General features: G+C 63.9%; 8 protein-coding genes. 6 read left to right on the forward strand and 2 right to left on the reverse strand.

Going from position 1 to position 12,100, the window contains the following annotated elements; translation table 11 throughout:
- The first annotated feature begins 6 nt into the window (after positions 1-6).
- The 5 genes from ACTIGF_RS07615 (at position 7) to ACTIGF_RS07635 (ending at position 8,027) form a co-directional block, all read left to right on the forward strand.
- Positions 7-1,755 (forward strand): heparinase II/III family protein, encoded by a 1,749-nt coding sequence (locus ACTIGF_RS07615; protein WP_439636287.1) that lies wholly within the window; start codon positions 7-9, stop codon positions 1,753-1,755.
- A gap of 54 nt (positions 1,756-1,809) precedes the next feature.
- Positions 1,810-3,759 carry a polysaccharide biosynthesis protein gene (locus ACTIGF_RS07620; RefSeq protein WP_439636288.1) on the forward strand — a complete coding sequence of 650 codons (1,950 nt, stop codon included), beginning with the start codon at positions 1,810-1,812 and terminating at the stop codon, positions 3,757-3,759.
- A 60-nt stretch (positions 3,760-3,819) separates the two neighbouring features.
- Positions 3,820-5,415 carry a bifunctional phosphoribosylaminoimidazolecarboxamide formyltransferase/IMP cyclohydrolase gene (purH, locus tag ACTIGF_RS07625; RefSeq protein ID WP_439636289.1) on the forward strand — a complete coding sequence of 532 codons (1,596 nt, stop codon included), beginning with the start codon at positions 3,820-3,822 and terminating at the stop codon, positions 5,413-5,415.
- A 79-nt stretch (positions 5,416-5,494) separates the two neighbouring features.
- Positions 5,495-6,358, forward strand: a complete 864-nt coding sequence (locus ACTIGF_RS07630) for a dienelactone hydrolase family protein (RefSeq protein WP_439636290.1) — start codon at positions 5,495-5,497, stop codon at positions 6,356-6,358.
- A gap of 184 nt (positions 6,359-6,542) precedes the next feature.
- Entirely contained in the window at positions 6,543-8,027 is a 1,485-nt protein-coding gene (locus tag ACTIGF_RS07635) for an alanine/glycine:cation symporter family protein (RefSeq protein ID WP_439636291.1), read from the forward strand.
- 74 nt (positions 8,028-8,101) lie between these two features.
- On the opposite strand, the gene ACTIGF_RS07640 is transcribed toward ACTIGF_RS07635, so the two are convergent.
- Positions 8,102-8,473: a hypothetical protein gene (locus ACTIGF_RS07640; protein ID WP_439636292.1), complete on the reverse strand. Its 372-nt coding sequence runs from the start codon at positions 8,471-8,473 to the stop codon at positions 8,102-8,104.
- Positions 8,474-8,537: 64 nt separating this feature from the next.
- On the opposite strand from ACTIGF_RS07640, the gene bioB reads away from it, so the two are divergent.
- The gene (gene bioB / locus ACTIGF_RS07645; protein ID WP_439636293.1) at positions 8,538-9,539 is read left to right on the forward strand and encodes a biotin synthase BioB; all 1,002 of its coding nucleotides are present in this window, start codon (positions 8,538-8,540) and stop codon (positions 9,537-9,539) included.
- Between the two features lie 12 nt (positions 9,540-9,551).
- On the opposite strand, the gene ACTIGF_RS07650 is transcribed toward bioB, so the two are convergent.
- Positions 9,552-12,014 carry an ATP-binding protein gene (locus ACTIGF_RS07650; RefSeq protein WP_439636294.1) on the reverse strand — a complete coding sequence of 821 codons (2,463 nt, stop codon included), beginning with the start codon at positions 12,012-12,014 and terminating at the stop codon, positions 9,552-9,554.
- Positions 12,015-12,100: the final 86 nt, after the last annotated feature.

Here is a 12,100-nt window from a genome sequence, read left to right on the forward strand (position 1 = left end):
GCTTTGATGAAACGCCAGGCCAAGACCCGCGAACTCGCCGCAGCCCTGGCGTTGCGCGGTCGTCGGGAGTTGTCAGACCTTCTCAATGCAGCGCCCCCGTACCGCATGCTGACGCAGAACCAGCGTGCGCCCGAGAGCCTCAGCAAGCCTCCGCGCGCGTTCGTCAAAGGCGACAAGGCTTATGGCGCGGCGTTGCTGGGCGGCCGTTTCGCCCTGGCCGGTGAAATCGTGGAAATCCCTGAACAGGACTCTGTCTGGGATCGCACGGCGCCCTCAAAACGCTTCGCGGAAAGCCTGCACCGCTTTGACTGGCTCGCTGATCTTCTAGCGGTCGAGGACCCTGAAGCGCCGCTGATGGCGCGCCGGCTGGCGGATGACTGGCTGACGCGTTTTGGCAAATGGAACTGGTTCAGCTGGGAGCCGCATATTCTCGAAGGGCGTTTGTGGGCCTGGATGATGGCGAGCGAAACGCTCTTCTCCGCGGACGACGAGAACACGCCCAAGCGGCTCAGATCCGCGGTTCGCCAGACGCTGCGGCTGTCGCGTTGTCTGTCCTTGATGCCGCAGGACAAGGCGCGGCTCTTTGCGGCGATCACCTTGCGGCTGGCCGTGCTGACGCTGGACATGCCAGCGGGGCTGCAAGCGCGGGCGCAGGCGGCGCTGGACCATGAACTGGCCGCGCAACTCTTGCCTGATGGCGGTCACGCCAGTCGCAATCCGCGCGTGGCGGCAGATGTTCTGATCGCCCTTGTTGTACTGGATCAGGCGGCGGATGCACGCGGCGTCACCTTGTCGGCCGAGGTTAATCGCGCCATGGACCGGGCGGCGGCCTTCATCCGGTTTTGCCGTTTGCCGGGCGGTGGATTGTGCGTGTTTCATGGCGGCGATGAAGGCGACTCCCGAGCCATTGAAACCGCGCTCAAGCATGTGGGCGGCGGCGAGGGGCGCGGCTTCAATGTCGCGCCGCACAGCGGGTTTAACCGCGTGCAAGCGGGCGGCGCCGTGTTGATCATGGATTCTGCGGGTCCGCCCACTGGGCCGCACTCCGCTGATGTGCATGCGAGCGCGCTGGCGTTTGAATTCGCCGCGCCGGGCGGTCGGCTGGTGGTCAATTGCGGCTGGTCAGAGGATCAGCCCCGCACCTGGCGGGAGGCGGTGCGCGCAACGGCGGCGCATTCAGTGCTGACGCTGGAAGAAACCTCCTCGACGCGGCTTCTGGCGCAAGGCTGGCGGCGGTCGCTGCTGGGGCCGCGCGTCGCATCGGGACCAGAGCCGGTGAAGGCCCGGCGCAATGAAGAAGACCTGGGCGTCTGGCTGGAAGCCAGCCATGAGGGCTATCGGCGCGAGTTCGGATTGTCGCTGCGTCGACGCCTGTTTCTGGCGTCTGACGGCGGGGATCTGCGCGGTGAGGACAGCCTGTTCAGACCTGTAGAGGATGGGGCGCCGGACAATCCCGAACTGCGCTATCGCTTCTCCATCCGCTTTCATCTTCATCCCAGCGTTCGCGCGTCGCTTTCAAGGGATTCCTTGAGCGCACTTCTGGTTGCGGGTAATGGTGATGGATGGCGGTTCCGGACCGATGGCGGCCCGGTGCGTCTGGAGCGGTCTGTCTATCTGGCGGCAGGGGGGAAGCCCGAACGTTCGACCCAGCTCGTCGTTTCGGGCGAAGCCGAGCCTTATGGCGGCGGCGAACGCCCTCCCAACCGGGTCAGATGGGCGTTTCAGCGTTTGGGTCGCGTGGGGGCGGCGGGTTAGACATGACGGGCGGATCACAGATCGAATTCGCTGTCGCAGGGGGGAGCCGGCGATATGAGCGATAAACCCGAAGGGGCGGTCCAGTCGCCGTCCGCGATGAAGGGCGTAGCGCTGACCACCAGCCTGGTGCTGCTCTATGATACGCTGGCCGCTGCAGGCGCCATGTTCGCCAGCCTCGTGATCCGGTATCATTTTTTTCAGTACAATGAACCGCCGGGCGCGCTGGAATATCTGGCGACGGCCGTGTTCGCCCCGATCAGCGCTGCTGTCTTCCTGGGGCTCGGCGTACACAAGGGTCTGTGGCGACACATGTCCATGCCGGACCTGTTGCCGATCATTCAGGCGGTCCTGCTGTCACATCTGATCTTCCTGCCAGTGTTCTTCGTGATGAACCGGCTGGAGGATTTTCCGCGCTCAACCTTCGCGCTGTCCGCACCCCTCTTGGTCTTTTTACTGGTCGCGCCGCGGGTGGCGGCGGCGGCCTGGCGGTCGGGCGATTTGCGGTCGCTGGTCCAGCGCGGCGATGAAAGCGCCCCCATGGCGGTGCTCGTCGGCGCACGCGAACATCTGGCGGATGTTCTCAAGGCGCATTTGCGCCGCGCATCAGGTCCGAGCTTCCGCTTCCGGGCGCTGGTGGAAACCGAAGGCCAGGCGGGCGGTCGGGCGCTGTATGGAATCCCCATCGAGGGCGGGCCGGACAAGCTGACGCGCGCCGTGTTGCGGGTGAAGCGTCTGGCGGGGGATGGCGCGGTGCGCATCGTGCTGGCTGATCCGATGCCTGATGCGACCTTGGTCAATGAAGTGGCGCGCGTTGCGGGACGCACGGGTGTTCAGTTGAGCCGCGCCCGGGGCGGCAATGGCGCGCGGGGGTTCACCTCGGTTGAGGCGTCAGACCTTCTGGCCCGCCCGCCCCGCGCGCTGTCGCGCGATGGCGCGCGACGGTTGATTGCGGGCAAACGGGTTCTGGTCACCGGCGCAGGCGGTACGATCGGGTCCGAACTGGTGCGGCAGGCGGCGGCTCTGGGGCCGGAGCGTCTGATCTTGCTCGATTCCGCTGAACCCAATCTCTACGAAATCGACATGGTCTTGCAGACCTTGAAGGACGCCCCCAGCTGGCGCTCGGTTCTGGGCGACATCAAGGACCGCAAGGGCCTTGATGTGTTGATGGCCGAGGAGCGCCCCGAAGTGGTGCTGCACGCCGCCGCGCTCAAGCATGTGCCGCTGATGGAGGGCAATGTCTCTGAGACTGTCCGCACCAATCTGATGGGCACCCGCAATGTGGTGGAATCCGCTGCTGAAGCCGGCGTCGAGGCTGTGGTCTCGATCTCAACTGACAAGGCGGTGGACCCCAGTTCGATCATGGGCGCCAGCAAGCGCGCGGTGGAGCTGTATCTGGCCGCCGCCGCCGACAAGGTCGAGCCCATGAAGCTCGCCTCTGTGCGTTTTGGCAATGTGCTGGGTTCGGCGGGCTCGGTGGTGCCGTTGTTTGAGCGCCAGATCGCCGAAGGCGGGCCCGTCACTGTCACCGACAGCGACACCACGCGGTATTTCATGACCGTTGAGGAAGCCGCAGGCCTGGTTCTGGAAGCGGGCGCCCAGGCGGGCGCGGTCGGATTGTCGGGCGGCGATATCTTCTTGCTCGATATGGGCGAGCCTGTGCTGATTTCACGGTTGGCGCGGCAATTGATCCGGTTGCGTGGGCTGGAGCCTGAGCGCGATGTGAAGATCGTGTTCACCGGTTTGCGTCCCGGTGAAAAGCTGCACGAAGCGCTGACCCACGCCTTTGAGAGCGTTTCTCCTGCCGGCCCGCCGGGGGTGATGCGCATAGAAACGCCGGATCTGGATCTGACGCGCGTGGACTCCGCACTGGAGCAATTGATCGCCGCGGCGCAACGCCGCGATGACGATCAGGTGCGTAACCGGCTAAATCTGGTGATTGAAGCCGGCTGGCCAGAGGGTGTCGCGGCGATCAGTCAGACGCTTCCCGCCGCGCGTGACGCGTGATAATGGGGCCGTCTTCGTTCCTGGCGTAGATTGAAGAGCGCCGAATGGGAGGACGTTTCCATGGATGCTTCTGGCCTCGCCCCGCTCAAGCGGGCTCTGATTTCTGTTTCCGACAAGACCGGTCTCGCCGAGCGCGCCGCCAAGCTGGCTGACGCCGGGGTCGAGCTGTTGTCCACGGGCGGCACCTTGCAGGCGCTGCGCGACGCCGGCCTGGACGCGCGCGACGTTTCCAGCGTCACCGAATATCCTGAAATGATGGACGGTCGGGTGAAAACCCTGCATCCGCGCATTCATGGCGGCTTGCTGGCGCGCCGGGACAATGAGGACGACCTGGCGGCGATGGCCGAGCATGGCATTCCTCAAATCGATCTGCTGGTGGTCAATCTTTATCCGTTTGAAGAAACCGCACGCTCGGGAGCCGATATCGACGCCTGCATCCAGAAGATTGATGTGGGCGGTCCGGCGATGATCCGCGCTGCGGCCAAGAACCACAATCATGTGGCGGTCTGCACGGATATGCGAGATCTCGACAAGGTGCTCGAGGTGATGGCCGAACATCACGGCCAGACGACCCTGGCCATGCGACGGCATCTGGCGGGCAAGGCCTTCGCCCGCACCGCCGCTTATGACAGCGCGATCGCCGCACGGTTCGAGCCGGAAGTGGAAAAACCCGCCCATAGCTGGTTCACGATTGGCGGCCCGCGGCTTGAAAAACTGCGCTATGGCGAAAACCCGCATCAGGATGCGGCGCTCTATCAGGCGCCCGAGCAGCGTCCGGGCGTCGTCTCTGCGCGCCAGATTCAGGGCAAGGCGCTGTCTTACAACAATATCGCCGACGCCGACGCGGCGTTCGAGCTGGTCAGCGAGTTTGATCCCGAAGAGCGCGCCGCAGCCGTGATCATCAAGCACGCCAATCCGTGCGGCGCAGCAGCGGCGGATGATCTGGCGACCGCTTATGAGCGCGCGTTCGCAGGCGACCCGATTTCAGCCTTCGGCGGCATCGCCGCCTTCAACCGCACGCTCGACGCCAAGACGGCGGATGCGATCACCAAGATCTTCACCGAGGTCGTGATCGCGCCGGACGCCGACGAAGCCGCGCTGGATATCCTGTCCTCCAAGAAAAACGTGCGCGTTCTTCTGACCGGCGCACTGGCCGACCCCACCCAGCCGGGCTGGACCACAAAGGCGGTGGCCGGCGGTCTGTTGGTGCAGGAACGTGACACCGGCCATGTGCTGGCTGAAGACCTGAAAGTGGTCACCAAACGCGCGCCCACCGAAGAAGAGCTGGCGGACATGCTGTTCGCCTGGCGCGTGGTCAAACATGTGAAGTCCAACGCCATCGTCTTCGCCAAAGGCGGAACGACCGCCGGCGTCGGCATGGGCCAGACCTCCCGCGTCGAGGCGGTGCGTCTCGCCGCTCGCAAGGCCGAGGACGCCGCCAAGGAAAATGGCTGGGACGAGCCGCGCACGACGAACTCCGCCTGCGCCTCAGACGCCTTCTTCCCCTTCCCTGACGGTTTGCTGGAAGCAGCCAAGGCCGGCGCGCGCTGCATCATCCAGCCGGGCGGGTCTGTGCGGGATGAAGAAGTGATCGCCGCCGCTGATGAAGCCGGTCTGGCGATGGTCTTCACCGGGATGCGTCACTTCCGTCACTAAGCGCGATTGACGCTGTGATCTTGGCGTTCGCCTCTGATGGTCTTAGGTCTTGTATCATGATCATCAGGGGCGAGCCTTCATGGACAAGCTGATCTGGGTTCTGGCGGTCGTCGGCGCCGGTGTTCTGGCGTTTTCGCTGCACATCGCCTGGTCTTTGTACCGGCGCTTGCGCGGGCAACATCTCGCGCGCAAGCCCTTCGCCGACCATGTCGCCTTTCTCGAGCCCTATGTGCGGGTGTCCTATCCGCCCGGCGATGGCCCGTTTCCAGCGGTGTTGTTGTTTCACGGTTGCGGCGGCGTGCGTCAGGTGACCGAAAATTACGCCGCGCTGGCGGTGAAGTCCGGCGTGGCGGCCGTGATTGTGGACAGCCTCCGGGCCCGAAACATCTCGTATGAAGAGGCGCTGGCCCAGGTCTGCACGGGGCACAGGCTCTGGGGGCGTGAACGGGCTGCTGATGTCTACGCCGCGCTGGAGCTTGTGCGCCGCGATCAAAAGATCGACCCGCAGCATCTGGCGCTGGCGGGCTGGAGCCATGGCGGCTGGACGCTTCTGGACGCGCTGACGCTGGCGCAGATGAAGCGCCCGCCTGATGGGCTGGCGGATGCGCCCGACCACCCGTTTGCGGGCGTGAGGGGCGCGTTTCTCGTCTATCCCTATGTCAGCGGGCCGTCTTTGGCGGTCCGCAATGACTGGCTCCCATCCATTCCGGTTGAATCAGTTCTGGTGGAACGCGATTCCATGGCCAGCGAGGCGGACGCCTCGGTCGTGTTCATGCGCGCGCGTCAGCATGGCGCGCCGATCAGCTGGTCTGTTCTGGGCGGGGTGACACATGCGTTTGACGAGCCCGACCACCACCCGGACTCAACGCTTCGGTATGACGCTCAGGCGACCCGGGAGACTGAAGGCCGGTTTGTGGATTTTCTGGATCGGCGGCTCGCCTGACCTGCTCAGTAATCCGCCGAGGGCGGCTAGATGGCGCGGCGGCGTGGCGACAGGACCCGTTTGGACAGACAAAGTCGGTTTTGCATAAACATAATAACGATGGCGCCTGCGCACTTTGTACTTTTGATTAAGACGATTAAAGTCCGCCGCAACGATTACACACAACCAACGCAAGGGGAGCGGCGTGGGCGATCTTTTTTCTGGCCTTGATGGCCTTATCAATAACGTCTCCAATTTCATCTGGGGCGGTACCTGGGGCGATGCGCAAGTGCTGCCTCTGGGCTTCCTGGCAGTCGTCCTGCTGGGCACTGGGCTTTACTACATGGTGCGGCTGGGCGGACGTCCGGTCCGACGGTTCGTACCCGCTGTAAAAGAGTTGTGGGCGGGTCGTAAATCCCAAGGCGAAGCGGGCGACATCACCCCTTGGCAGGCGCTTTCAACGGCGTTGTCGGGCCAGGTGGGCACCGGTAACCTTGCGGGTGTTGCGACCGCCATCTCGCTAGGCGGCCCTGGCGCGATCTTCTGGATGTGGATCACCGCGCTGCTGGGCATGGCCTGCGCCTTTGCGGAATCCAGCCTGGCGGTGAAATACCGTGAGACCCACCCTGACGGCCGGATCCATGGCGGTCCGATGTTCTACATCAAGAACGGCCTGAACAAAGGCCGCGCGGGTTTTGGCGGCTGGTTTGGCTGGCTGGCCATGCTGTTCTGCATCGGCACCCTGATCTCCGCGGTTGCGACGGGCGGCATGATTCAGGCGAACTCGATCACCGAATCCGTGATCCAGACCGGTAACGAGCTGAACTTCGCCATCCCGACCTGGGGCGTGGGCCTGGTTCTGGCGGCGCTGGTTTTCCTGGTTATCGTGGGCGGTATCAAGTCCATCGGCTCTGTGGCCGGCAAGGTCGTGCCGTTCATGGCGCTCTTTTATGTGGCCGTGGCCTTCGTGGTTATCATCATCAACATCGAGCATGTTTTTGAAGCCTTCGGACTGATCTTCAGCCACGCCTTCGGCTGGCATGAAGCCGTCGGCGGCGCTGCTGGCTATGGCGTGATGCAAGCGGTGCGCTATGGCGTGGCGCGCGGCCTGTTCTCCAACGAGGCTGGTCAGGGCTCGGCCCCGATCGCGCATGCTGCGGCCCAGACCAAGAGCCCGGTGGCCCAAGGTGAAATCGCGATGATCGGCGTCTTCATCGACACCATCGTGATCTGCACCATGACGGCGCTGGTCATTTTGATGGCCGAGGGCTCTTATCCGGCGGAAGGCGGCGGCGTCGTCTCTTACGCATGGCAATCGACGCTGAACTCCTCCGCGATCACGACAGCGGCCTTCGCAAGCGCCATTCCTGGCGGTCAGTTCGTGATCACTGTGGCTCTGGCCTTGTTCGCTTTCACCACGATTATCGGTTGGTCCTATTACGCTCAACAGGCGGCCAGCTATCTTTTCGGCGACTGGGTCAACAACTTCATCCGCTATATCTGGGTGCTGATTGTCTTCGCCGGCTGTCTGGTGGTGGACACCGTCACCTTGTGGCGCTTCGGCGATATTGCGAACGCGTCGATGGCGTTCCCGAACCTCGTTTCCATCCTTCTGTTGTCAGGCGTCGTGGCCACCATGGCGCGCGAAGCTGACGAGAAGGTCAAACGCGGCGAATCGATCATCGGTTGATCGTTTTATCCGACGGACCCGAACCCCCGGCGCATCGCGCCGGGGGTTTTCTTTCGCCGTATTCGGAAAGCAGGTTACGCGGCGGATGCGTGTTTCTTTGCGCGCACCTTGCGGACGCCCCAGAGCCATACAAAGCCCAGACCGATCCCGATCAGGTCCGCAACAAGGTCTGCGAGGGACGCCGTGCGGCCCCAACCGCTCAGCCCTTGCGCCAGTTCGATTGCGACGCCGAAAGCGGTAAGGCCGAGCGCCAGCCGCCATAATGGCCAGGCCGGCCAGCTTGCCCGCGCCAGAAGGGTGAGCACCAGGAACGCGCCCATATGCTTGAGCTTGTCCTCCCCGAACAGGGTGGGGCTCTCAAAGTGTGCAGGTAAAAGCGCCAGCCCGAAAACCGCGACGCTGGTGATCAGCAAGGCCAGTCTTGCCTGCAAAACACTGAGTTCCATGGCTTGCAGCCTGGAGGCGGGCTTCTTACAGTCGCGGTCGTTTTGTACAGGTCCAGAGGCGCTCATGTCCCAACTTCTCAACGATCTCGACCAATTGGCCGTCCCGCGTCATGACTGGACGCGCGCCGAGGTCGCGGCCATCCATGACGCTCCGTTCAATGACCTGATCTTCGCCGCGCAAAGCCTGCACCGTCTTGGGCATCGCGCCAATACGGTCCAGAAATCGCGCCTGCTGTCGATCAAGACCGGCGGCTGCGCGGAAGATTGCGGCTATTGCAATCAGTCCGCCCATTTCGACACCGGTCTTAAGGCGTCCAAGTTGATGGATCCCGAAGAGGTCGAGAAAAAGGCGCAAGAAGCCAAAGATCAAGGCGCCACCCGGTTTTGCATGGGCGCGGCCTGGCGCGAACTCAAAGAACGCGACGAGCCGAAAATCCACGACATGATCCGCCGTGTGAAAGCGATGGGGCTTGAGACCTGCATGACGCTCGGGATGCTGGGCGACGGACAGGCGGAGCGCCTGGCGGCAGCAGGGCTTGATTATTACAATCACAATCTCGACACCTCGCCTGAATACTACAAGCAGATCATCACCACCCGCACCTGGGATGACCGGATCGACACTCTGTCCAAGGTGCGCGCTGCGGGCATGAAGACGTGCTGCGGCGGCATTATCGGCATGGGTGAAAGCAAGGATGACCGGATCGGGCTTCTGGCGGAGCTGGCGAGCTTGCCGGTTCATCCTGAAAGCGTGCCGGTCAATCATCTGGTGGATGTGGACGGGACGCCGCTGTCAGGCTCCCAGCCGCTCGACGGGCTCGATTTTGTCCGCGCCATCGCGACGGCCCGGATCATCATGCCCAAAAGCGTGGTGCGCCTGTCGGCGGGCCGTGAAACCATGTCACGCGAGCTTCAGGCGCTGTGTTTCCTGGCGGGCGCCGGCTCGATCTTTGTCGGTGAGGAGCTTCTGACCACGCCGAACCCGGACGAGAACACGGATGCGTCCCTGTTGTCTGATCTGGGCTTGAAAGGCGATCAGGCGGAGCCTGTCTCGGCGGGCGCCTGACGCCCGCCCGGCTTATTCCGCGCTGAGCGAATGACGGCCGGGCAGGTCGAGCTCGGGGGCTGTCTCGGAACTGGTGATCCGGGGCAGGTGACAGGTCACGCGCGTGCCTTCGCCCGGCTCGCTTTCTAGCTCCACCCAGCCGCCATGCAGCCGGATGATGTCGTTGACCAGCGCCAGACCCAGGCCTGCGCCGCCGCCATCACCGCGTTCAAAGCGCTCAAAGATCTTCGCCTGACGGTCAGGCGCGATGCCGACGCCGTCATCGGCCACCCAGATGGAGACATCCTCGCCGGTGACGTCTGCGCCCACTTCCACCGCGCCGCCGGGATTGACGTGATCCATGGCGTTCGTCAGCAGGTTGTAGAAGACCTGCTTGAGGCGTTTGGCGTCCGCGCGGACCAGAGAGGCGTCTTCGTCGGCGTTCAGCGACAGCTTGATGCCCGAATGCTCGGCGCGCGAGGCGATGAGTTCGGAGGATTCTTCGGCCAGGGCGTGCAGATTCACATCTCCCAGCTCAAGCTCCAGCTGGCCCGCGTCGATGGCGGCGATGTCCAGAATATCGTCGATCAGCTTGCCCAGCTGGCCAGACGCGGTCTGGATCGCGCCCATATGCTCTTTCTGTCGATCCGACAGATCGCCTGCAAACCCGCCCGCCAGAAGGTCGGCATAACCGTGGATCGTGGTGAGCGGCGTGCGCAGCTGATAGCTCACATGTTCGACGAACTCGGTCTTGATGCGCTCTGAGGCTTCCAGCGCTTCGGCGCGATCGCGCAAGGCGGATTCAATGCGGCGGCTGTCGGTGATGTCGTCCCAGGCGATGACGGTCGCGCCATCGGGCAGCGGACGGGTCAGCCAGGTCAGGACAGAATTGTCGGCGCGGCGAATTTCGCCCGTCATCGCCTTGCGCGATTCCGGGCTGGGATCGGTGATGCGCGCCTTGAGCTGCCCCCAGGCCTCGCCATTATCGTACAGCGGCTGGCAAGCGGTGACCACATCATCGAAATGCACGCCGTCCAGCGTATCGGGGTCGAGCTTCCACAGCGTTTCAAAGGCGGCGTTGCGCAGCTTCAGACGCCCGTCGGAGCCGAACACCGCAACCGCTTCATGCAGCTTGTCCAGCGTGGCGCGTTGCACCTTGATCTGGGTGTTGTAGCGCGCCTGCAGCGACAGCTGGTCGGTCATGTCTTCAAAGATTACCAGCAGGCCGCCCATGGGGTGACGCTGGCGCGCCACGCGCAGGGTGCGACCGTCCGGCAAAGCCCAAAGCTCATCGGGCTCGGCTTCCGAGCCCGGCGCGGCTTCATAGCGAGCCAGCTCGGCGGTGCGCCATTGGCTGTAATCGGCCTGTTCGGGCAGGCGGCGTTTCTCGCGCAAGCGGTCCAGCAATACGCCATGAGCCGGGCGGTCATTGAGGAAGGCTTCTTCCACATTGAACATCTGGCTGAAGGCCTGATTGTAAAAGACCAGCTTCTTGGCGCGGTCAAAGATCGCGACCGCCTCGGTCATATGGTTCAGCGTCAGATCATGCGCTTCGCGGAACCGGTTCAGAGCGGCTTTCGCCTCTTCGCCATCAGTGACATCCACGGCGAAGCCCGCCACGCCGCCTTGCACAGGATAGCTGGTCACCGACATCACCCGGCGTTGACCCGCCAGAACCACGCCGCGGGCGCTGGTGCGGGTTTCCACGGCGTTGAGCACATCACGCGCCTGATCGCCCAAGCTGGGCTCAAGAAGCACCTGCCGTTCGATCACTTCGGCCACATCCCTGGCCTCAACCGCTTTGACATAGGCGGCGTTCACCCAGGTCAGTCGGCCTTTTTCATCCAGGCGCCAGGCGGGAACGGGGTTGCGGCCCATCATGTCCATGAAGCCGATGGGATCGTCATGGCCGATGGCGTCCGGGCTCTGCGCGGCGTTTTCGGCCTGGCGCAAGGCGGTGTCGGTCAGCCAGATCACCAGCTGGCGCCCGGCCGGGCGGCCGTCGACCTGGATTTGCCGTCCAGACGGGCCGGAAATGGTCAACGAGAACGGCGCGCCGTCCGACATCAGGGCGCGGGCGCGATCGCGGAAGCTCGTGGTGTCGCCATTGGCCGTGCGCGCGGTGAAGTCGGAAATGCTGTCGAGGATATCGGTCGCGATCTGGCCGTTCGGACCACCAGACTGGCTCAGCTCTGCAAATTGCAGCAGCGAGGCGAGCGCGGCGGGAGAGCCGTACAGCCTGGGCGCGGACCAGTGCTCGGCGTCAGCTTGCGGCGCGCCGTCCCAGACCACCACCACGCCCGGATGGGCGGCGAACAGGCTGTCATTGCGTTCGGCGCGGTCTTCTGCGGCCAGGATCCGGTCGCGCCAGAGCTTGCGGGCTTTGCGGGCGCCGGCGGTCAGCCTGTAGGCCCAGACCGAGGACGCCAGGGCGAAGGCGACGGAGCCGCCTGTGACGATGAGAGTGGCCAGTTGTACCGGTTCGGCTGCGGTCATGTCGCGCCATATCCCCAATTGCCTGGTGCGCCATCCCGCTGAAAACGCGCACACGTGCGAATCACATCTTACCGGAAGGTGAATTG

Origin of the sequence: Oceanicaulis sp. (assembly GCF_051859625.1) — a bacterium.
In the GTDB taxonomy this organism is placed as follows: Bacteria; Pseudomonadota; Alphaproteobacteria; order Caulobacterales; family Maricaulaceae; genus Oceanicaulis.